The 20,801-nt window shown below is 40.7% G+C and carries 20 protein-coding genes, 1 pseudogene and 1 other annotated feature; of the genes and pseudogenes, 12 read left to right on the top strand and 9 right to left on the bottom strand.

Annotation, left to right across the window (positions count from 1 at the left end; translation table 11 throughout):
* The first annotated feature begins 134 nt into the window (after positions 1-134).
* Complete coding sequence (locus GWD08_RS03820) at positions 135-347, top strand: hypothetical protein (RefSeq protein ID WP_159564315.1); 213 nt, start codon at positions 135-137, stop codon at positions 345-347.
* Positions 348-669: 322 nt separating this feature from the next.
* Here the strand turns inward: GWD08_RS03820 and GWD08_RS03815 are convergent, their stop codons facing one another.
* Complete coding sequence (locus GWD08_RS03815; protein ID WP_159564313.1) at positions 670-2,730, bottom strand: surface-anchored 5'-nucleotidase; 2,061 nt, start codon at positions 2,728-2,730, stop codon at positions 670-672.
* A 426-nt stretch (positions 2,731-3,156) separates the two neighbouring features.
* Here GWD08_RS03815 and mvk point away from each other — a divergent pair, with 426 nt between their 5' ends.
* Genes mvk through fni form a run of 4 tightly spaced genes read left to right on the top strand, consistent with a single transcriptional unit; the run spans position 3,157 to position 6,950 of the window.
* Positions 3,157-4,038, top strand: coding sequence for a mevalonate kinase (mvk, locus tag GWD08_RS03810; protein ID WP_408022826.1), 882 nt, complete (start codon positions 3,157-3,159; stop codon positions 4,036-4,038).
* Complete coding sequence (gene mvaD, locus GWD08_RS03805) at positions 4,020-4,955, top strand: diphosphomevalonate decarboxylase (RefSeq protein ID WP_159564311.1); 936 nt, start codon at positions 4,020-4,022, stop codon at positions 4,953-4,955. The genes mvk and mvaD overlap by 19 nt, the downstream gene beginning before the upstream one ends.
* A gap of 1 nt (position 4,956) precedes the next feature.
* Positions 4,957-5,961 carry a phosphomevalonate kinase gene (locus GWD08_RS03800; RefSeq protein WP_159564309.1) on the top strand — a complete coding sequence of 335 codons (1,005 nt, stop codon included), beginning with the start codon at positions 4,957-4,959 and terminating at the stop codon, positions 5,959-5,961.
* The gene (gene fni / locus GWD08_RS03795) at positions 5,958-6,950 is read left to right on the top strand and encodes a type 2 isopentenyl-diphosphate Delta-isomerase (RefSeq protein WP_159564307.1); all 993 of its coding nucleotides are present in this window, start codon (positions 5,958-5,960) and stop codon (positions 6,948-6,950) included. The genes GWD08_RS03800 and fni overlap by 4 nt, the downstream gene beginning before the upstream one ends.
* Positions 6,951-7,169: 219 nt before the next feature.
* Here the strand turns inward: fni and trhA are convergent, their stop codons facing one another.
* The 4 genes from trhA to GWD08_RS03775 all read right to left on the bottom strand — a co-directional run bounded on the left by trhA (position 7,170) and on the right by GWD08_RS03775 (position 10,925).
* On the bottom strand, positions 7,170-7,826 hold the full coding sequence (gene trhA / locus GWD08_RS03790; RefSeq protein WP_159564305.1) for a PAQR family membrane homeostasis protein TrhA: 657 nt from the start codon (positions 7,824-7,826) through the stop codon (positions 7,170-7,172).
* Positions 7,819-8,265, bottom strand: coding sequence for a DUF1836 domain-containing protein (locus GWD08_RS03785; RefSeq protein ID WP_159543840.1), 447 nt, complete (start codon positions 8,263-8,265; stop codon positions 7,819-7,821). The genes trhA and GWD08_RS03785 overlap by 8 nt, the downstream gene beginning before the upstream one ends.
* Positions 8,266-8,479: 214 nt before the next feature.
* Positions 8,480-9,748 carry a hydroxymethylglutaryl-CoA reductase, degradative gene (locus GWD08_RS03780; protein ID WP_159564351.1) on the bottom strand — a complete coding sequence of 423 codons (1,269 nt, stop codon included), beginning with the start codon at positions 9,746-9,748 and terminating at the stop codon, positions 8,480-8,482.
* Position 9,749: 1 nt separating this feature from the next.
* Entirely contained in the window at positions 9,750-10,925 is a 1,176-nt protein-coding gene (locus tag GWD08_RS03775; RefSeq protein ID WP_159564303.1) for a hydroxymethylglutaryl-CoA synthase, read from the bottom strand.
* A gap of 194 nt (positions 10,926-11,119) precedes the next feature.
* On the opposite strand from GWD08_RS03775, the gene GWD08_RS03770 reads away from it, so the two are divergent.
* From GWD08_RS03770 to yihA, 4 genes are all read left to right on the top strand, one after another.
* The gene (locus GWD08_RS03770; RefSeq protein WP_159559686.1) at positions 11,120-11,959 is read left to right on the top strand and encodes a thymidylate synthase; all 840 of its coding nucleotides are present in this window, start codon (positions 11,120-11,122) and stop codon (positions 11,957-11,959) included.
* An 88-nt stretch (positions 11,960-12,047) separates the two neighbouring features.
* A complete protein-coding gene (locus tag GWD08_RS03765) occupies positions 12,048-12,545 on the top strand; it encodes a dihydrofolate reductase (RefSeq protein ID WP_159543836.1) in 498 nt (165 codons plus the stop codon).
* Positions 12,546-12,765: 220 nt separating this feature from the next.
* Positions 12,766-13,992: an ATP-dependent Clp protease ATP-binding subunit ClpX gene (clpX, locus tag GWD08_RS03755; protein ID WP_159543831.1), complete on the top strand. Its 1,227-nt coding sequence runs from the start codon at positions 12,766-12,768 to the stop codon at positions 13,990-13,992.
* A gap of 13 nt (positions 13,993-14,005) precedes the next feature.
* A complete protein-coding gene (yihA, locus tag GWD08_RS03750) occupies positions 14,006-14,602 on the top strand; it encodes a ribosome biogenesis GTP-binding protein YihA/YsxC (protein ID WP_159559603.1) in 597 nt (198 codons plus the stop codon).
* 33 nt (positions 14,603-14,635) lie between these two features.
* Here yihA and GWD08_RS03745 read toward each other — a convergent pair whose 3' ends face one another.
* Both GWD08_RS03745 and GWD08_RS03740 read right to left on the bottom strand, forming a co-directional pair.
* On the bottom strand, positions 14,636-15,322 hold the full coding sequence (locus GWD08_RS03745) for a YoaK family protein (RefSeq protein ID WP_331461840.1): 687 nt from the start codon (positions 15,320-15,322) through the stop codon (positions 14,636-14,638).
* Between the two features lie 383 nt (positions 15,323-15,705).
* The gene (locus tag GWD08_RS03740) at positions 15,706-17,814 is read right to left on the bottom strand and encodes an AAA family ATPase (RefSeq protein ID WP_159564301.1); all 2,109 of its coding nucleotides are present in this window, start codon (positions 17,812-17,814) and stop codon (positions 15,706-15,708) included.
* Positions 17,815-18,074: 260 nt separating this feature from the next.
* Positions 18,075-18,210, top strand: a sequence feature (ribosomal protein L10 leader region).
* 29 nt (positions 18,211-18,239) lie between these two features.
* Here GWD08_RS03740 and rplJ point away from each other — a divergent pair.
* A complete protein-coding gene (rplJ, locus tag GWD08_RS03735) occupies positions 18,240-18,740 on the top strand; it encodes a 50S ribosomal protein L10 (RefSeq protein ID WP_159543824.1) in 501 nt (166 codons plus the stop codon).
* A 67-nt stretch (positions 18,741-18,807) separates the two neighbouring features.
* Positions 18,808-19,176: a 50S ribosomal protein L7/L12 gene (rplL, locus tag GWD08_RS03730; protein WP_159543915.1), complete on the top strand. Its 369-nt coding sequence runs from the start codon at positions 18,808-18,810 to the stop codon at positions 19,174-19,176.
* A gap of 231 nt (positions 19,177-19,407) precedes the next feature.
* Here the strand turns inward: rplL and GWD08_RS03725 are convergent.
* Positions 19,408-19,878: pseudogene (locus GWD08_RS03725) on the bottom strand (DDE-type integrase/transposase/recombinase); the annotation flags it as partial.
* Here GWD08_RS03725 and GWD08_RS03720 point away from each other — a divergent pair.
* Positions 19,874-20,638, top strand: a complete 765-nt coding sequence (locus tag GWD08_RS03720; RefSeq protein WP_159564299.1) for a hypothetical protein — start codon at positions 19,874-19,876, stop codon at positions 20,636-20,638. The pseudogene GWD08_RS03725 and the gene GWD08_RS03720 sit on opposite strands and share 5 nt — an antisense overlap.
* A 71-nt stretch (positions 20,639-20,709) precedes the next feature.
* On the opposite strand, the gene GWD08_RS08900 is transcribed toward GWD08_RS03720, so the two are convergent.
* Entirely contained in the window at positions 20,710-20,796 is an 87-nt protein-coding gene (locus GWD08_RS08900) for an IS3 family transposase (protein WP_369522499.1), read from the bottom strand.
* Positions 20,797-20,801 lie beyond the last annotated feature (5 nt).

Raw genomic sequence — 20,801 nt, 5'->3', positions numbered from 1 at the left:
AAACCATATACTCCTACTAATATGAATAATGGTAATTGTAAAGTTAATTGGGGAAATATTGTTCATAATGTGGCAAATAATATGGCAGGTTTCTGGGGGGATATACATAATCCTATACCTTGAGGTTTATTGTTATGGAAGATAAAAAATTTTTAGAAACTGCCTTACAAAAAATATCAAGTTTTAGAGAAGCAGTACTTAATGATATACCTGATTCTATGGATAAAAGAAAATTATTAGGTTATATAGACGATGCTATTTGGGCTTTAAAAAATAGTGAAAAAGTGGATAATAAAATTTTGAGCCCCAAAAGAGAGCCAATGGCTCGCGCAGCTATGTGCTTCTAATCGTGAAATACAAAAACTGCCGGTAAGCCCTTCTTACCTTAGTAAAGGGTCTGTACCGGCAGTTTGTTATTTAGGCTGTTTTGCTCGCCATAAGATAAGCTTGTGATATGAAAAGCTAATGCTACAAGCCTTAGGAGCATCATTAAGAGCAGTACTGTCATAAGAGGGGTCAGCAGAAATAGTTGGGTGACTGTCTGCTGCTTAATAATCGTCTAAGTCCGTGTCTTGCTTAGCATTTAAACTTTTGCTTGGCATAGCACATGTATGTCGTTGAGCTTGTCTCAGTTAACAGTTAACTTGGAAGGATTGAACAGATGTGCCTTTAAGCTTTGGTTTTTTTCTTAAGCTGGGCTGCAAATCCTAGACTCAATAAGCCAAGTAGACTAGCCCAAAGCACGTTACCTTGTTTAGAACCTGTTTTTGGAAGGGTTGCTTGACTAGTAACAGCCGCTTGGTTGGCACGAGCCATAGGACTAAGGGACTTGGTTTGCGGTGTTGCTAAACTTTGTGCTTGTTGAGAGACTTGTAGCTTATGATCAGCTTTTGGAGTGAAGAGTTCTGAAATGGGTTCGGTACCTACAATTTGTCCAGTACGATCACGGAAAATACGGGTCATTGTATCGTGTTTTCCGTTGGCATCACTGGTTTGTGAGCCTTCTACTGTTATTTTAACATAAGTTTTAGTGCCAGCTAGGTGTGACGAAATCTTTTTGCCAGCTGCTTCTTGGTCCTTAATGTAATTAATGAAGACTTCGGTATCTGGCTTAATAGCTCCATGCAAGGTTGCTTTGCGGAAGCTTGCAAAGCCATCACCCCCACCAAATAAGAAATCATTGATAACGACTTTATAAGTCTGACTTGGAATAATTTCTTGACCATTTTCTTTATAGGCTTTAACGACCTTAAATGGTGTTGTTGAATCACCAGCTGGATTATCAGTATAGGTATAGCGTAGGCCAGCCATTTGTAGGAAGTAGCGTTGGTTTTCGTTATATTGTTCGTTAAGGACGTTGTAAATATCTTGACCGGACATTTCAACGACTTGGAGAATGTTGCCAAAAGGTTGGACTGCTTGTGCGGCACCCCAGGTAATGGTTTGGTTATCAGTGACGACCAAATCAGCACGAATACCGCCATTATTTGTGAAGGCAAAATCAACATCCGGGTAGGAGTCGCGGGCAGCCATTAATTGGGCGCGTGTGATTAAATCACCAACAGCCGATTCCATGTCTTGGTTGACTTCGCGTGAAATAGAAGCACTGGTAGCTGCTGTACCGATTTTGTCATTGGTGACTTGTGCAACAATGGCATTTGCTTGGTCGACAATGGCTTGAACTTCTGCACTGCCTGCTAATATTTTTGGTGCGACAGCTGTGACGGTAGCTGATGGCGTAGTGATGAAATCCTGAGTATCTGTATCTAATCGTCCACGGACGTCAGCATAGGCCTTACCTTGGGAGAGAGCTTGTACGACACGTGTGGTGCCAATAGTTCCGTTAGTATATTGGTGATTATGACCTGCGAAAACCACATCAACAGAGTTGTCAGGATAGATGTGATTGACCTTATTCATAATCATAGCAACTTGGTCTCCAACTTGACCTTCTTTGTTGCTGGTTGCAGGGATATGAGCTAAGACGACAATAGCATTGACATTTTGGGCGCGCAGCATCTTGGCATAGTGTACAATCGTTTCAGCTTCATCTAAGAAAGTATAGTTTTCATGGTTTTGTTTAAGGACAAGATCTGGAATTTCAGAAGTAACAACGCCAATAAAGCCAATTTTGGCGGATGTGTTATTAACAGGAATAGTTTCAATAGCATATGGTTGCCAATTATAAGGAATCTGGTTTGTAGCTTTATCAATGACGTTGGCAATGACGATTTGTTGTTGAGCAGCTTGGTGGTCATAAGACTTAGTAATCGTATTGATAGAAGAATCTGCTGCTGGCGCTGTACCTGTCATAATGCGATGATACTCAGCTAAGCCTTCATCAAACTCATGGTTGCCAAGCGTTCCATATTTAAAATCCATTTGGTTAAAGACTTTTACAGTTGGTTCGTCTTGTAAGAGCGCAGAATTTGCAGGACTAGCTCCAACCATATCACCAGCTTGAACGCGAATGCTTGTCCCGTTAGGACTGGTTGATTTGAAATCAGTTTCGGCTTTATCCATGTAAGCGTCCAGTTGAGCAGCTGAACCGGCTCCTGCGACTTTTGCGTCTGGCATAGAGGCGGTGCCTGTTTGATCTAGGGCACCATGAAAGTCATTAACTCCTAGGAGTTGCACATCAACTTGGTCAGCGTGAGCTGCTCCTGTCAAGACAGATAAGCTGGCTGCAAAACCTAAAATACTGCTTTTTAACACAAGATGCTTTTTCATAAAATCTCCTAAATTTGAAAAATATGATGTTACTATTAAATTTTACAATGAATAAGGCTAATAAGCAAGCTAATGATCGCTATTTATCTGATATTTCTTTAAAAAAATGACATATATCGAATAAAGTTCGTAATAAACGTATGTTTTGGCTTTTAAAGAGAGTTTAGTTTGTTAAAAATCATGAAAAAGTACTTTGAGGAAGGCACATTTTGGCGATAAACTGTAGTGATATATTTTGCTAGGAACCTAAATCGTGCTGTTTTTCCTCACAACCTTGCGAAATGCTGCTTTTTTGCTACATACAGATTTGCCCTACGAATAGTTTAGCCGTCTAAATCTAGCAGTTATGGTAAGAATACGTGACAAATTGCCATTAGACATGTAAAATAGTAAGGTAAATCAAAAATGAAATGATCGAAAAATAAGATGATAACAAAGCAAATAGGTGTGGGAAAGGCCCACAGCAAAATAATTTTGATGGGTGAACATTCCGTAGTTTATGGCTATCCTGCTATAGCTTTACCCTTACTAACAATTGAAGTTGAATGCCAGATAGTTCCAGCCGATAAACCTTTGGTATTTGATTTTTATGACCCTTTGGCAACAGCAGTCTACGCAGCGCTTGAAGAATTAGGCAAAAAGAAGGAGCCTATAGCCTACCACATTGTTTCCCAAATTCCACCAAAACGTGGGATGGGATCTTCGGCTGCTGTTTCAATTGCTGCGATTCGTGCGGTATATGACTATTTTGGGAAAACCTTATCAGATCATTTGCTGGAAATTTTAGTTAATAAAGCCGAAATTATTGCTCATACAAATCCTAGCGGACTAGATGCTAAGACCTGTCTGAGTGATCAGGCTATTAAGTTTATTCGTAATATTGGTTTTGAAAGCCTTACTATTGATTTAGGGGCATATTTAGTCATTGCTGATACAGGTATTCATGGCCACACCCGTGAGGCAGTTAACAAGGTGGCGCAGTTTGAAGAGGCAAATTTACCCGTGTTAGCAGAGTTAGGCCGTTTGACAAACTTGGTTGAAGGGGCGATACAAACCAAGGATTGCCAAGCCATTGGTCAAGCCATGACACAGGCCCATACTTGTTTACAGGCCATTGGTGTCAGTGTGGGTCAAGCCGATCATCTGGTGCAAGTAGCACAAGCGCAGGGGGCACTGGGCGCTAAACTATCTGGTGGTGGCTTAGGTGGCTGTATCATTGCTCTTGCTAAGGATCAAGCCAGTGCAGCAAGCATTCAAGCGAAATTAAGAGAAGAAGGGGCCGTAAACTCGTGGATCCAAAAACTGTAAGTGTTAAATCCTATGCCAATATTGCGCTCATCAAATACTGGGGCAAGGCTGATGCTCAAAAGATGACGCCATCAACAAGTAGTATTTCTGTAACCTTGGAAGATTTGTATACAGAAACGCGATTGACCTGTCTTGATGCTACGGCCACTGCTGATGTTTTTTTGATTAATGGAGAAGTGCAAAGTCCAAAAGAGCATGCTAAAATTTCGGCCATCATTGATCAATACCGACAAGATAAGCAGCTTTTTGTTAAAGTCGAAACAACCAATACTATGCCAACAGCAGCAGGGCTTTCATCGAGTTCGAGTGGTTTATCTGCCCTAGTCAAAGCTTGCAATGACTTGTTTGATTGTGGGTTGAGCCAGGCGGAGCTGGCCCAATGCGCAAAATTTGCTTCAGGCTCTGCTTCACGTTCCTTTTTTGGCCCAGTTGCCGCATGGGAAAAGCAGACAGGCTCTATTTTCCGAGTGCCAACTGATCTTAAGCTCGCTATGGTGGTGATTATTCTTGATGATGCTAAAAAAGCCATTTCAAGCCGCGAGGGAATGCAGCGTTGTGCAGAAACGTCAACTAGTTTTTCACACTGGATCAAGCAATCTGACCAAGACTATCACGCAATGCTTGGCTATTTAAAGGCCAATGATTTTGCAAAAGTTGGTCAATTAACTGAGGCAAATGCCTTAGCCATGCATGAGACAACCAAAACAGCTTCACCGGCTTTCTCCTATTTAACCCCAGCTTCTTATCAGGCTATGGACAGGGTTAGGGAATTGCGTGCGCAGGGCTTAGCGTGCTATTTTACTATGGATGCAGGTCCAAATGTAAAGGTTCTGTGTCAGCAAGCTGACCTAGAAGCTGTCGCTCAGGCATTAGCAAAGGATTATACGATTATTAAGTCTAAAACAAAGGAACTATAAGATGACACGTTATCAGGTGGAAACGGGCGGCAAGTTATATCTTACGGGTGAGTATGCTATCTTGATCCCAGGGCAAAGGGCGATTATTAACTATATACCGATTAAAATGACGGCCTGTATTGAGCCAGCACCTAGTATTAGCTTGACTTCAGATATGTTTGATTATACTGTTGGGATGACGCCTGATAAAGGCTATGCCTTAGTCCAATCAGCGATTCATACCATGGCCATGTTTTTGCAAAAAAAACACTGTCAGCTCCTGCCTTTTAGGTTGACGATTAGCGGCCAGCTAGGGGAGAAGGGCAAAAAATTTGGCATTGGTTCTAGTGGTAGTGTCGTTGTATTAACTCTCAAAGCTTTGGCGGCCTTTTATCAATTAACCTTATCTGATGATTTGTTGTTCAAATTAGCTGCTTATACTTTGTTGAAAAATGGGGACAATGGTTCTATGGGCGATCTTGCCTGTATTATTTGTAGTGATCTCATCGTTTATACTTCTTTTGATCGTCAATGGCTACAAGAGCACATTCAGGTCAAATCCTTGGAAGAGATTCTTAGATTGAATTGGGGCTACCACATTGAACGGCTTAGCCCTAAGCTTAGGACACACTTTCTGGTGGGCTGGACACAAGAGCCTGCGATTTCTCAGCATATGGTTAATCAGGTCAGGGATCAGATGACCCCAACTTTTTTGCAGACTTCGCAACTAGCCAGTGATAGCTGTTTGGCTGCTTTGCAATCGGCCAATCAAACAGCCTTTATCAAAGCTATTACGCAACTCCATCAGGCTTTGCAGGATTTAGATCCAGCTATTTATCATCCCGCTTTACAGCGTCTGGTGGCAATTGCTCAAGCAAATGGTGCGGTTGCAAAATCATCTGGTTCTGGTGGAGGCGATTGTGGGATAGCTTTTGCTTTTGATGATGACGCGGCCCAAGCTATTTGCAAACAATGGACTGAAGCGGGTATTCAGCCTCTTTATCAGGAGAAATGGGGAAATTTATGACCAATCGAAAAGATGACCATATCAAATATGCTCTAGCCTATCACTCAGCCTATAACGCTTTTGATGAGATAGAATTAATTCATGCCTCCTTACCCAAATATGATGTGGCAGAGATTGATTTATCCACCCACTTTGCAGGGCATGATTTTGCCTTTCCTTTTTATATTAATGCGATGACCGGTGGCAGTGCCAAGGCACTCGACGTCAATCAAAAGTTAGCCCGCCTTGCCCAAGCCACAGGCATTATGATGGTGACAGGCTCATACAGTGCTGCTTTAAAAAATCCGCAAGATCAGTCCTATCGTTTGCGTCAGCTAGCGCCTGATTTATTACTGGCTACAAATATTGGCTTAGATAAGCCAGTTGCCTTGGGGTTACGTACAGTAGCAGAGATGCACCCTTTGCTCTTACAGGTCCATATCAATGTCATGCAAGAACTGCTAATGCCTGAGGGAGAGCGCCAATTTCGCTCATGGCGTCAGCACTTAAAAGACTATGTGGATCAGATTCCTGTTCCGCTCGTACTTAAAGAAGTTGGCTTTGGTATGGATACGAAGACCATAGCCTATGCCCGTGATTTAGGTATTAAAACCGTCGATATATCAGGCCGTGGCGGCACCTCTTTTGCTTATATTGAAAATCAGCGAGGCAGTCAGCGCACTTATCTTAATCAATGGGGGCAAACGACTCCCCAATGCTTGCTCAATGCTGCTCCTTTGATGAAAGAAGTAGAGATTTTAGCTTCAGGTGGTATTCGTCATCCGCTAGATATGGTCAAAGCTTTTGTGTTGGGGGCGCGGGCAGTTGGCCTATCTCGGGTGGTCCTAGAGTTGGTTGAAACCCATACGCATGAGGAAGCAGTTGCTGTCATTAATGGCTGGAAAGAAGAGCTGCGTTTCATTATGTGTGCGCTAAATTGTCGTAATTTGGCCGAGCTGAGCTCTGTCGATTATCTCCTTTATGGGCGACTAAAAGAAGCCAATGCTTAAGCAGCCTAAAAGCGAAAAAATTATCTCAGCATTTACGCGTTCAGGTGTTAGTATGATTGAATTTGAGGTGAGGCGTCTGGCCTCACTTTTTTTGCTTTCTCGGGCGAAAAGCTAGCCGATGCCACCTCTTTTTGTGCGCCAGCTTATCTTGGCAAAAAATAAAGACCAGGACTACAAGTGACCGGGTCTTTCATCAAAAAATGGTAGCTGTAAGGGTTTTTAAAGCATAAAATAGACAATACCAATATATTGCAAGGCTGAGGCCAGCAAGATAAATAAATGCCAAATCATGTGATCATAGGGGCGCTTGCGCGCGTAAAAGAATGCCCCAACACTGTAACATAGCCCTCCAGCCAGCAGTAAGAGCCAAAAAATAGGGCCCGTTTTGGTGATAATCGCTGGAAAAATAAAAACAACCAACCATCCCATGAGCAAATAGAGTATCAAACTAAATCTTTCATTAATTGTAGGAACAAAAATTTTATAAAGAATGCCAAATAGTGTAAGTGACCACTGTAAGACAATAATGAGATAGCCTAACCAACCTCCCACCAAAGACAGGGCAACAGGGGTGTAGCTCCCTGCAATAGCAATATAAATCATGGAATGATCAATCATTCTAAGAATGTACTTTTGCAGGCTATTATAAGCCATGGCATGATAAATCGTCGAAGATAAAAACATTAAAAAGAGGGCAATGACAAAAACTGCGGTACCAATGGCGTTTTTCAGTCCAAAATGTTCAAAACTATAGATAGCCGTTAGTGGTAGAAGCAGCAGCATCATCAGAGCGCCAACACCATGCGTCACACTATTTGCTAGCTCTTCACCAAAGGTTAAAGGCAGACTTAATTTAGCAGAAAGATCTTTAGACATCTTGCTCTCCTTCTTGGTACTGTAACACTAAAGCTTGTGTTTTTTGGTAATAATTAAGGGTTTGACAGGCATAAGTGATGATAGGGGGCAAGTCTGCCACCTCTTGACCATTCATACAGGCCACAAAACTATTGTAAGCAGTTTCTGATTGCCCATCTGCGGTTAGAATTGCTAAACAGCGACTAATATCTTGAATGGCAAATACCGGTTTGAGTATCGAAATAACAATTAGACGTGCTAGGGCCTGACGATTATATTTCTTTTTTTGTGGTTTAGGCATATAGCCATGTTTGACATAATTATTAATCATGGAAGCAGTAAGTCCTTTATCCTTAGGGAAAATAGCAGAGCTGGTCACTTGATTAACATAGAGGAGCACTTGATCTAAATACAAATCAAGTTGGGGCAATTGGTTCCACTGAGGAATGGGTTGAGTCATTTATTATTAAAACTCCTTTATCTAGTCTTTATAACTAGATTATACACTTATAATAATATACGTCAAGGTCAAATTTTTAGAGGATTTAGTTAGCAGCAAAAAACTCTAGACTAGCTGTTAGATGGGTAAAAAAAGCGGACAATATCTACCACATTCAAAGCTTAGGGCGAAACCCTAGTCCTTGGGAGGCAGCAAAGTCCGGCTGTTGTTTATGTTATTTTTTTAAAGTCTTAAGAATGGCTTGCGCTGTGGCTAAATTCATATGCTTGGCCTGTAAGAGTTCGGTGACTAGCTGAGGAATTTCTGCTTCTTTTGCTCCAGCTAGCATGGCTAAGCTCCTAGCCTGTAACTTCATATGGCCAGCTTGAATACCAGTGCTAACCAAGGCTTTTAGAGCAGCAAAGTTTTGGGCCAAGCCAATGGCCACAATAAGTGAAGCTAACGTTTTGGCATCGGGGTTACCAAGGAGATCGTGTGCGGTCTTGACACTTGGGTTAAGGCCAATTGAGCCGCCTTTGGTAGCAATTGGCATAGGTAGCGTTAGACTGCCCTTAAGGCAGGCCTTATTCGGCAGATAATCCCAAGTAGCCAAGCCCCGGTATTGGCCATCTCGTGCGGCATAAGCATGGGCGCCCGCTTCAATCGCCCGCCAATCATTCCCAGTTGCTAAGACGATGGCATCAATCCCATTAAAAATCCCCTTATTATGTGTGCTGGCCCGGTAAGGATCAACTTGGGCTAATTGGCTAGCGCGAGCTATTTTGTCAGCTAAGGTGACAGCTTCTTGCTGATTACGACTGAGAAAACGTAACTCTAAAGTACAGGTGGCCGTCACTAAAGCCTCTGTGGCATAGTTAGAGAGAATAGCCATAAGACTTGGTGCTCCGGTTAGCTCTTCGAGACGAGGGGCGAGGGCTTCCATCATGGTGTTAACCATATTTGCTCCCATAGCTTCTTTAGTGTCAACCGTCACATAGACAATAAGAAAATCGCCTTTTTCTTCTTGCGTGAGCATTTTAGCACCACCGCCTCGCTTCACAATTGAGGGATAGGCTTCATTGGCAATAGCTAGTAGGGCTTTTGTTTCTGCTGCAATAGCTGCTTGGGCCTTTTGCATATGAGGGACATTGTAGAGGACTACTTGACCGATCATTTGGCGATTGTGAAGGCTTGTTTGAAAACCGCCGGAGCGTTTGATGATACTAGCGGCAAAGCTAGCGGCAGCCACAACAGAAGGCTCCTCAGTAACATAAGGCAGGTGGAAATGCTGTCCATCCACTAAGACATCTGGCACTACAGAAAAAGGAAGGGCCATACGAGAGATGACATTTTCAGTCATCTGATTAGCCGTAGTCAAAGACAGGAGCTCTTGCTCTTGTAGCCTATCACTCGTTGCACTGGCTATTGGCAGGTGTTCTTTGATGAATTGGATGCGTTCTTGTGGCGTTTTTTTGGAAAAACCAGTCCAGGATAGTTTTGGCATATTAGTTTGTTCGTTTCTTATAAATTCGTTGATGCTGTTCAATTGCCGTAAAAGCAAATGGGCCTGTTTGATATTCTTTAAAGTTCGCATTGCCTTTGGCATCAAGCTGGGCTTCTTCAAAGAATAATGTTTCATATTCGGCGACTGATAGCCGCTTACGCTGTGCTAATTCTGTCATGCGCTGCTGCGGTTTGAGTTGTTTTTGAAAGCCATCGACCAAATAGCCAGTGAAAATCTCTGCTACGGCTCCGCTGCCATAAGAGAAAAAGGCGATGGCGTCACCTGCTTTTAGTTGCTGACTGCTTTCAAGCAGTGACAGCAATCCTAAATAAAGTGAACCAGAGTAGCAATTACCAATTTTTTGGCTATAGGCGATGGAATGTTCAAAGTTTTCTTTTAGCCGCTGGCTGTGCGCTGAACTTAAGGTCTTATCAGAGATTTTATGAAAACCTTTGAGGGCTAACTTTGGAAAAGGGATATGAAAACAAAATGCAGCATAGTCTGCTAAAGATGTATCATAGCGTTTTTGGTATTCTGTCCAGGTTGTTTGGAGCATGTCAAGATATTGTTTGGTTGAAAATAAGCCATTAACATAGGGTACCAAAGAGTAGTTAGGACGCCAAAAATCCATAATGTCACGCGTTTGGGCAAGTCGCTGATCATTAAGGACTAAGATGGCTGGATCTGCACTGATAAGCATAGCAATACTACCAGCTCCTTGGGTGGACTCTCCTGCCGTGCCAATACCATATTTGGCAATATCAGAAGCAATGACCAGTACCTTGGCCTGAGGGTGTTTTTCCACATGTAATTTAGCATAGTCAAGAGCAGCAGTAGCACTGTAACAAGCTTCTTTCATTTCTATGGCGCGAGCAAATGGTTGAATACCAAGTAGCTGATGCACGTAAACGGCCGCGGCCTTGCTTTGATCAATGCCAGATTCTGTTGCGACAATCACCATGTCAATGGCTTGTTTATCTGCTTGAGTAAGAATGTCATTAGCTGCTGAAGCAGCAAGGGTGACAATATCTTCAGAAATAGGGGTAATGCTGAGTGAGTCAAGTAATAAGCCTTTGCTAAATTTAGCTGGATCAACGTGACGAGCAAGGGCCAGGTCGGCCATTTCAAGCACATATTGGCTTGTGGCAAAGCCCATTTTATCAATACCAATTTTCATTTTTCGCCTTCCATTCTCCTAAATCGAAATTTTACCTTTAATAGTTTACCATATTTTCGGCCATTGAGCCTGATTTAAAAATCCAAAAGCATATTAATAATGGTTTCTCTCAGCCTTCAACCTTTTCTTCTAGCTATTTTTAAGATTTTTGGTAAAATATTAAACAGTATGAACTGTTTGAGAAAGGTATCATGATGACCAAAGCAGATATTATTTTTAAAGACAATATAAAAACAATTTTAGAAGAAGGCGTCCTAAGTCAGCAGGCGCGGCCAAAGTATAAAAATGGCCAAACGGCTCATTCGAAATACGTGACCGGCGTTTTTGCAACGTATGATTTAGCAAAGGGCGAATTCCCGATTACGACGTTACGTCCTATTCCTATCAAGTCGGCCATTAAGGAAATCTTATGGATTTATCAGGACCAAACAAACAGTTTGGATGTGTTAGAAGATAAATATAAGGTGCACTATTGGAATGATTGGGAAGTTGGTCAGACAAGGACTATTGGTCAACGGTATGGAGCAGTTGTCAAAAAACACCATATTATTGATAACATTTTAGCGCAATTAGCGGAAAATCCGTGGAATCGTCGCAATGTCATCTCGCTTTGGGATTATGAAGCATTTGAAGCGACTGATGGGTTATTACCATGTGCTTTTCAAACCATGTTTGATGTGCGAAAAGTCGGTGATACCATGTATTTGGATGCCACTTTGACTCAACGTTCTAATGATATGCTAGTTGCACATCATATTAATGCGATGCAATATGTAGCTCTTCAAATGATGATTGCTAAGCACTTTGGTTGGCAAGTGGGAAATTTCTATTACTTTGTTAATAATCTTCATATTTATGATAACCAATTCCCGCAGGCCAAAGAATTATTAAGAAGAGAGCCGAGTGATTGCCAGCCACGTCTTATTTTAAATGTACCAGACGGCACTAATTTCTATGATATTCGAGCAAGTGATTTTGAGTTAATTGATTATATTCCTGTTAAACCGCAACTCAAATTTGATCTTGCAATTTAAGATGACAAAGCAAAGCTTTTGCTTTTTGGAAGCAAAAAATGGTAAATTTTGATAAAATAGAATGAGCTAATAATGAGGAAATAAGGTAATGACAAAAGAAATAATAGCCATCTGGGCAGAAGATGAAGACGGGGTTATTGGCCAAAACGCCACCCTACCTTGGCACCTGCCACGGGAGTTACAACACTTTAAGAAGACCACCTGGCAGCAAGCTATATTAATGGGGCGGGTGACTTTTGATGGGATGAATCAGCGCTTACTTCCCAACCGGCAAACACTTGTCTTAACAAGAGACCTTACCTATGATTATCCTGGAGTCATTGTGGTCAATTCAGTGGAAAAAGCCCTTGAATGGTATCATGCCCAAGAGAAAACCTTATATATTATTGGTGGGCGAAAGGTCTTAGAGGCTTTTGCAGGCTACTATGATAAATTGATTCGTACCCGTGTCCATGGGCATTTTTCAGGTGATACCTATGCCCCTACTTTTGATTACAGTCACTACCAGGAACAAGATGCTCTTTTCTACGAAAAAGACGAAAAGAATTCTCATGATTTCACAGTCTCTGTTTTTGTTAAAAAGTAAGGAGGCTTGCAAAAACCATGCAGCGTAGCGTTTTTGGTGTATTTACAGCATGCTTATGTGCTATTTGTGTATTGTGTGCCCTAACCGCTCTTAGAAAGAAACGATATGGGTTAGGCACCTTATTTTTATTGAATGCATTTACCAATTTAGTAAATACCATCCATGCATTCTCTGGAACTTTATTTTAAGTTGGTGGTAATGAAAGAAAGATAGAGGAATTATGGCAGTAAATCGAACAACAGAAGTAAAGGTTCATTGCTCATTCTGTGGAAAAAGCCAAGATGAGGTTAAAAAAATGATTGCAGGTAACAATGTCTTTATCTGTAATGAGTGTGTCGAGTTATCCCAGGAAATTATCAAAGAAGAACTAGCGGACGAAGTTTTAGCGGATTTAGCAGAAACACCTAAGCCTAAAGAACTCCTAGCCACTTTGGACCAATACGTGGTTGGGCAAGAACGAGCAAAGCGCGCCTTAGCAGTCGCTGTTTATAACCATTATAAGCGTGTTTCCTTTCCTGAAAGTCAAGATGAAGATGTCGAATTGCAAAAATCAAACATCTTAATGATCGGACCAACGGGGTCTGGTAAGACCTTCCTAGCTCAAACTCTAGCTAAAAGCTTAAACGTCCCTTTTGCTATTGCTGATGCCACATCATTGACTGAAGCAGGTTATGTGGGAGAAGATGTGGAGAATATTTTACTCAAATTGATCCAAGCTGCTGATTACAATGTAGAACGAGCTGAACGTGGTATTATTTATGTAGATGAAATTGATAAAATTGCTAAAAAAGGTGAGAATGTATCAATTACCCGGGATGTCTCTGGCGAAGGAGTGCAGCAAGCCCTGCTCAAAATTATTGAGGGAACGGTTGCTAGTGTCCCACCACAAGGTGGACGTAAGCATCCTAACCAAGAGATGATTCAGATTGATACCAAAAATATTTTATTCATTGTTGGTGGTGCTTTTGATGGTATCGAAGAGATTGTCAAGCAGCGCCTTGGTGAAAAGATCATTGGTTTTGGCCAAAATAACCGAAAACTTGATGATAAGGCTTCTTATATGCAAGAAATCATTTCAGAGGATATTCAAAAATTCGGCCTTATTCCTGAATTTATCGGTCGCTTACCGGTTATTGCTGCGCTTGAGCAGTTGACAACCACTGATCTGATTAAAATATTAACAGAACCAAAAAATGCTTTGGTGAAGCAATACCAAGCTCTATTGTCTTATGATGGTGTTGAATTAGAATTTGAAACCCAAGCCCTAGAAGCTATTGCCAAAAAAGCCATCGCACGTAAAACTGGCGCTAGAGGGCTTCGCTCTATTATCGAAGAAACCATGCTTGATATTATGTTTGAAATTCCAAGCCAAGAAGATGCCGTGAAAGTCATTATTACCAAAGCAGCTGTAGATGGTTCTGAAAAACCCATTTTAGAAACAGCTTGAGGGAGAGATTAAGATGACCGAAGAAGTCTTAAATACCCACAATGCTTCGATCCTGTTGAGTGCGGCGAATAAAGCACATTATCCACAAGATGACCTACCTGAAATTGCTATGGCAGGACGTTCAAACGTTGGGAAATCAAGTTTTATCAACACCTTATTGGGACGGAAAAACTTAGCACGTACCTCAAGTAAACCAGGCAAAACCCAATTATTAAACTTTTTCAATATTGATGATAAATTACGTTTTGTTGATGTGCCTGGCTATGGCTATGCAAAGGTTTCTAAAACAGAGCGAGCGAAATGGGGAAGAATGATTGAGGAATATTTGACCACGCGTGACAATCTGCGAGCTGTTGTCAGCCTCGTTGACCTACGCCATGAGCCGACAAAAGATGATATTCAAATGTACCAATTTCTCAAATATTATGAGATACCAGTGATTATCGTAGCGACAAAGGCTGATAAAGTCCCTCGAGGCAAGTGGAATAAGCACCAAGCAGTGATTCAAAAAGCGCTGCAATTTGCCCCAACCGACCAATTTATTATTTTTTCGTCTGTTAATCGAGTAGGATTAGATGAAGCATGGGATGCTATTTTAGCATCAGTATAAAAACTTCTTGGTGATTGACACCAAGAAGTTTTTTTAAATATTAATATAGTGAAGTTTATAGCGAATAACATTACTAGAGTAGTGGTAAATAACTAACACTAAAGACAAACTAACCAGCCAAATGGTTTTTCGGTGTAAGAGCGGCTCTAAGAGAAAAATGCTAAAGGCACCGCTGACAAAGCTGCCAACAACCAGGCTGTAATTAATCGCTTCGCGTTTTAGCAAAGGAGATTTTTCTTTACTAGTGAGATAGGCAAACCAGGAGCTGAGCATTTTGCGATAATTCCCTGAAGTCATTAGGATGGTATAGGAGTGAGTCTCAATTTGGCTTCCTGAAAAAGTTAAGGTAAGCATGCCGGTAGCAATGGCTAAAAGACTAACTAAGACCAATTTCGTTTCGGGTAGAAAAGGTAGCAAGAAGGTCAGTAGCATCAAGGGAGCGATGGCATGCACCCGCCAAAAAGCACTCTTAGCATGGTTTTTAAGAATAATACCAAAGATAAAACCGAGGGAGAAAAATAAAATGGAGCACAATCGAATAAGGGTTTCTGCAAGTGCCTGACTATGCATATTTGCAATGAGTAATAAAATATTCCCGGTTTGAGTAGCGACTAAGGAATTATAATGAATTTGACAATAAATATCTAAAGCCCCACCCATAAAGCCTAGTGCAATGGCATTAAAGCGACTATTTTGGGGCATAATAGTTTGACTTGGCACGATTAATCCTCTTTCTATAGTGACATCTAAACAGTACTATTTTATCGCTTTTCTTAAAAAAATGCATTTGGTTTTGCAAGGCTTTAGCCAAATCTTTTAAAAGGTAAACCGGCTGTTAGTTATCTTTAATAAAGAGGCTAGCTGATCTTTAAGCGTTTTATAACCATTTGTCCGTTGTGGGTGAAATCATCTCACCAAGTTGATTGTAAACTGGCTATCATTTGTTGGATGCTTACCCCACAAAAAAAGCAGCTTAAAGAAAGGTCAGTATCAGGACCTTTCCTTTAAGCTGCTAATCATTAGTTTAAGGTTTTAGCGGGGTGTAGTATACCCCAATGCAGTTTTGACTACATGTTAAATATCATTTGTTGGACTTTTGGGCATTAGTGTGTCTTTTCAGTAATGGTGATTTGACCATTTTGCATAGTTGCGGTTAATTCCTTAACGTTTGGATGATCAAGATAGTAGTCTGTGATTTTATCACGCATTTCTTGTTCGATGACGCGGCGCAGTGGTCGAACACCCATAGCTTTGTCATAGCCTAAGCGAATGAGTTCTTGTTTGGCTTCTTCGCTGACTTCTAAGCTAATCCCTTTCTTTTGAATGGTTTCACGCACCTCGCTCAACATGAGTTCAACTATATCTTTGAGATCTTCTTTTTGTAGACTGGCAAATTCAATCACACCATTGAAGCGATTGAGGAATTCAGGACGAAAGTATGGGGCGATCCGGTCCATAATAGCTGGCGCCGTATCAGAATCATCCTTGCCTGCTGGATGGCCAAAGCCAGCATTTGAAGTGGCAATAATCACAGTATTTTTAAAGTTGATAGTGTTACCTTGTCCATCAGTTAGACGTCCGTCATCTAATACTTGCAGCAAGAGGGTTATCACTTGGGGATCGGCTTTTTCGATTTCATCTAAGAGGATGATGCTATAAGGTTGGCGCCGGACGCGTTCTGTCAAGGTATTATTATTGTCATCATATCCGACGTAGCCAGCAGTGGTACCAATCAGCTTAGAAACTGCAGTACGATCACTATACTCAGACATATCGAGTCGGATAATGGCATCTTTTGAGCCAAACATATCAACTGCTAATTGCTTGGCTAATTCTGTTTTACCAACACCAGTTGGACCAACAAAGAGAAAGGAACCAATTGGACGGTTACCATCATCAAAGCCAGCGCGGTTCCGTCGAATAGCGCGAGCTACAGCTTCCACCGCCTGATCTTGACCAATGACATGCCCTTTTAAGCGATCACCGATGGCTTTGAGCCTTTCTAAATCGCTAGCGCCCATCTTAGAAACAGGAATGCCAGTCAAGCGCTCAACAGATTGTGCAATGTCGTTAACCGTTGCGGTTGCTTTTTGCTCCTGACCATGATTAGCGATTTTCTTTTGGAGATCTTCAATCTTACTTTTTACTTTGAGTGCTGTTTCAAAATCTTCTTTTTGGGCGGCCTGTTCTTGTTCTGTTTTAGCAGTCTTTAAGGCTTCTTCGAGAGATTTAAGATCAGTTACCGGATGTTGGGCTGCTAAGTGAGCCGCAGTCATATCAAGCAGGTCAATGGCCTTATCTGGCAGACTGCGTTGGGGGATATATTGGATGGAGTAGTCAATCGCAGCTTTTAAAACAGTGTCAGGCAAAATGACATTGTGATGCTTTTCGTATAGATTACGGATACCCATTAAGATTTGGAAGGTATCCTCAGCAGAAGGCGCATTAACTGTTACTTGGTTAAAGCGGCGAGCTAGCGCAGCATTTTTCAAGATGGTATTGCGGTATTCATCCTGGGTAGAGGCGCCAATAACGGTTAATTCTCCGCGTGATAGGGCCGGTTTAATTATATCAGCAAGGCCTTTTGAGCCACTGTCACTACCAGTGGAACCAGCGCCAAGCATTTGATGAATTTCATCGAAGAACAAAATAATATTACCAGCTGTTGTTACTTCACTGATTAGCTTTTGAATATTTTCCTCAAAAGCTCCGCGATATTGAGTCCCAGCTTCTAGACCAGAAATATCAATGGAAATAATTTCCTTATTCTTAATCGCAGCTGGCACATTTCCGTGCACAATAGCTTGCGCTAAGCCTTCAACGACAGCTGTTTTACCAACACCAGCATCCCCAACCAAAACCGGGTTATTCTTGGTGCGGCGTGCTAAAATTTCAGCTGTTTCTTGAATTTCTTTATTGCGGCCAATAACGGGATCTAACTGACCTTGCCGAGCAGCTTCAGTGAGATTGGTCCCAAGTTGAGCTAAAATACCATCTTGCTTAAGATTAGCTTGGTTTGGTTGTTGTGCAGCAGTAGATGTTTGAGGCAGTTTGCCAGTTTGCCGATAGATTTGAATCTCTTCTGGTGTTAATTCACGACCATTGACCATATAGCGGCGTTTCTCACTATTAAAGCCATTCATATTACCCATTAATTGATTAAAGAGATCATCCATTTGATTAAAAGGATCATTGTTATAGTAGTTTGCCATTTGATGTACCTCACTTAATTTCTATTTCATAGATACGTCTATGATCAAAAAGAAGGCTTTTTATTTTCTATACAAAACAGAAAAAAAGGAGAATCTTCAGGGACTAAAGTTTGACCTTTACTGACCTTCTATTTATAGTATACTCTTTTGGTCAAAAAAGGTCAATGTTTTTTTGTGATAACTTTTGATTTTTTTAAAATAGGAAAAAATTAGCGGTTCTTAGACTTGACAGCACTTAACAGATGCGATACAATGAATAAGGTTTTGAAAGAAACTGACCTAAGACAGTAGGGGAGCCAGACTCATAATCATCCTACCGAGGCACAAAACGATATTACTGAAATAACGTCTTTGTACTTTCGTGTCTAGGTTTAGGTGCGATTTTTTTGTGCCTAAGCATCAAAATAATAACGGAGGTAAAACTAATGAGTGAAGCAATTATTGCTAAAAAAGCAGAACAAGTGGAACTTGTTGCTGAAAAAATGAAAAATGCAGCAAGTATCGTTGTTGTTGATTCACGTGGTCTTACAGTTGAGCAAGATACTGTTCTACGTCGTTCACTTCGTGAAGCGGATGTTGAATTCAAAGTTATCAAAAACTCAATTTTAACACGTGCAGCAGAAAAAGCTGGCCTTGAAGGTATGAAAGATATCTTTGTAGGACCATCTGCAGTAGCATTTTCAAACGAAGATGTTGTTGCTCCTGCTAAAATCATCAATGATTTTGCTAAATCAGCAGACGCACTTGAAATTAAAGGTGGAGCAATCGAAGGCGCTACTTCTTCAAAAGAAGAAATCCAAGCACTTGCTGCATTGCCAAACCGCGAAGGTATGCTATCTATGCTCCTTTCAGTACTTCAAGCGCCAGTCCGCAACGTTGCATATGCTGTCAAAGCAGTTGCAGAAAGCAAAGAAGACGTGGCCTAACACGTTTACTACTAGCCTAGTGCTCGAAGATTATACAATTTAAAAAACATTTTTGGAGGAAAATACAATGGCATTAAACATTGAAAACATTATTGCTGAAATTAAAGAAGCTTCAATCCTTGAATTGAACGACCTTGTAAAAGCTATCGAAGAAGAATTTGGTGTAACAGCTGCTGCTCCTGTAGCTGTAGCAGGTGCTGCTGGTGGAGCTGAAGAAGCTGCTAAAGATTCATTTGACGTTGAATTAACTTCAGCAGGCGACAAAAAAGTTGGCGTTATCAAAGTTGTTCGTGAAATCACAGGACTTGGCCTTAAAGACGCTAAAGCTCTTGTTGATGGCGCACCTGCAAACGTTAAAGAAGGTGTTGCAACAGCAGAAGCTGAAGAAATCAAAGCTAAACTTGAAGAAGCTGGAGCTTCAGTTACTCTTAAATAATAAGGGTACGCAATTTGATTGCGGAATCCCGGCGTAGCAAGGTTTTGAGCAATGTCAAACAGCGAAAATATGGTGGAAAATGATTTCATTCCCCACCAAGCAAAAGCTTGGTGGGGTCTTTTTCTTATATAAAATTTTTACTAGCTCAAACAACTTTTGTGTACCTTTGTCAATGATGTGAGACCAAAACAGGGATTGAAAGAAACTGAATATGCTATTCTCTAGAAGGAGCTAGCTGCTTCTAGTTTTTTTTCTTGTTTCGATGGGTGAGAGCCAGTCAAGGGTCTGCATGGGTAGTCGATTGGACTTGTAGAGGTAGCGCTCCATTTGTTTAATGAGATCGTCGTAGGAGTAGAATTGGAGATGTTGGTAGAATCGCATGTTGTCATTACGATGACTCCTTTCGACTTTTCCATTATGTCTTGGCGTCCTAGGTCTGATACACTTATGTTCACTGCCGATCTACTGACAGAGGATGTCCAGAGGATGAATCTTGTCGGTTTCCCTAAAATGAGTGAATTCAAAGCCGTTGTCAGTTTGAATGATTTCTGGTTGGTATCTAAAGTGTTTGATAGCCATTTTGACAAATTGGACAGTGGAGTGGGAGCTCTGCTCTTTGAAGGGGAAAATGAATCGCTCTCTGTAGGCCTCGTCTATCATCGTGTACTGGTAAAACTTATCAAGTAGAGTCCCAGTTATGCAATCTCCATTTAAATCAGAAGAATTTCAAGATGATATTTCTCCAGATACTTATGAAAAATTTAGGGAAATATTTACTATTTTTGGAGATTATTATAGGTGGTATAAAATAAGAAGGTTTGAAGATAGTTCTGATAAAGATATTGATGTAGTTTCTATGTTTAAAATAGTATGGGCATTGCTGAATAAAAAAATTGTAAGTTCGTTTAAGGTACACGTCATTACAGAATTTTTTAATGATTCGGAACCTAAATTTTATTTCAATCAAATTAATATAAAATTTAAGTTATGGTATGATAAGCATTTTGTTAATAGCATTATACCTGAGGCAATGGGGAAGTTACAAACCGATAGTATCTTTAAAATAGGATTTATGGTCAAGGACTTAATTGACAATTTCATTGAAGTAGATTTACCAAAATCCTATCTAGAAGATGTTCCGTTGGAAGAATTCTTCTTACCAATGAAAAACTATCACATTAATTTCAAAGAGGGCATTTCAGATGAAGAAACTGAGAAATTGTCAGTTGAAATTGTTGATATGTTAACACGTCATACTACAATAAATAGTTTAGAGGATACCAAAAGAATAGATGAAGAAAAATTTTTTACGGAATTTGATTATGTAACTGATGAAAGTATCCCTTTTGTAGATGAGACTCGTAGAGTAAGTGCAAAGTCTCTTTTGGATAGTATTCTTATGACTCCTGACATCTTTGATAGGTTTCATGACCTAAATTCAAAAGAAAGGAAGATGTATTGACCCCAAAAAGTTGGACATTATATTTTAAGTAAAGATTGGACTTGTCAAGAAAAAATAGACATAAAGTTAAGCTAATTAGTAACTATTTTTTCAAATTCTACAGGTGAGAGATACCCTAAAGCTGAATGCAGACGTTTAGGGTTATAGTAAGTCTCAATATATT

Origin of the sequence: Streptococcus halichoeri (assembly GCF_009870755.1) — a bacterium.
Classification (GTDB): Bacteria; Bacillota; Bacilli; order Lactobacillales; family Streptococcaceae; genus Streptococcus; species Streptococcus halichoeri.
This window is presented reverse-complemented; position numbering and strand designations above follow the sequence as displayed.

Coding starts and splice junctions, on each gene's coding strand:
- GWD08_RS03820 (WP_159564315.1), top strand. CDS start 135: ATGGAAGATAAAAAATTTTTAGAAACTGCCTTACAAAAAATATCAAGT.
- GWD08_RS03815 (WP_159564313.1), bottom strand. CDS start 2,730: ATGAAAAAGCATCTTGTGTTAAAAAGCAGTATTTTAGGTTTTGCAGCC.
- mvk (WP_408022826.1), top strand. CDS start 3,157: ATGATAACAAAGCAAATAGGTGTGGGAAAGGCCCACAGCAAAATAATT.
- GWD08_RS03800 (WP_159564309.1), top strand. CDS start 4,957: ATGACACGTTATCAGGTGGAAACGGGCGGCAAGTTATATCTTACGGGT.
- fni (WP_159564307.1), top strand. CDS start 5,958: ATGACCAATCGAAAAGATGACCATATCAAATATGCTCTAGCCTATCAC.
- trhA (WP_159564305.1), bottom strand. CDS start 7,826: ATGTCTAAAGATCTTTCTGCTAAATTAAGTCTGCCTTTAACCTTTGGT.
- GWD08_RS03785 (WP_159543840.1), bottom strand. CDS start 8,265: ATGACTCAACCCATTCCTCAGTGGAACCAATTGCCCCAACTTGATTTG.
- GWD08_RS03780 (WP_159564351.1), bottom strand. CDS start 9,748: ATGCCAAAACTATCCTGGACTGGTTTTTCCAAAAAAACGCCACAAGAA.
- GWD08_RS03775 (WP_159564303.1), bottom strand. CDS start 10,925: ATGAAAATTGGTATTGATAAAATGGGCTTTGCCACAAGCCAATATGTG.
- GWD08_RS03770 (WP_159559686.1), top strand. CDS start 11,120: ATGACCAAAGCAGATATTATTTTTAAAGACAATATAAAAACAATTTTA.
- GWD08_RS03765 (WP_159543836.1), top strand. CDS start 12,048: ATGACAAAAGAAATAATAGCCATCTGGGCAGAAGATGAAGACGGGGTT.
- clpX (WP_159543831.1), top strand. CDS start 12,766: ATGGCAGTAAATCGAACAACAGAAGTAAAGGTTCATTGCTCATTCTGT.
- yihA (WP_159559603.1), top strand. CDS start 14,006: ATGACCGAAGAAGTCTTAAATACCCACAATGCTTCGATCCTGTTGAGT.
- GWD08_RS03740 (WP_159564301.1), bottom strand. CDS start 17,814: ATGGCAAACTACTATAACAATGATCCTTTTAATCAAATGGATGATCTC.
- rplJ (WP_159543824.1), top strand. CDS start 18,240: ATGAGTGAAGCAATTATTGCTAAAAAAGCAGAACAAGTGGAACTTGTT.
- rplL (WP_159543915.1), top strand. CDS start 18,808: ATGGCATTAAACATTGAAAACATTATTGCTGAAATTAAAGAAGCTTCA.
- GWD08_RS03720 (WP_159564299.1), top strand. CDS start 19,874: ATGCAATCTCCATTTAAATCAGAAGAATTTCAAGATGATATTTCTCCA.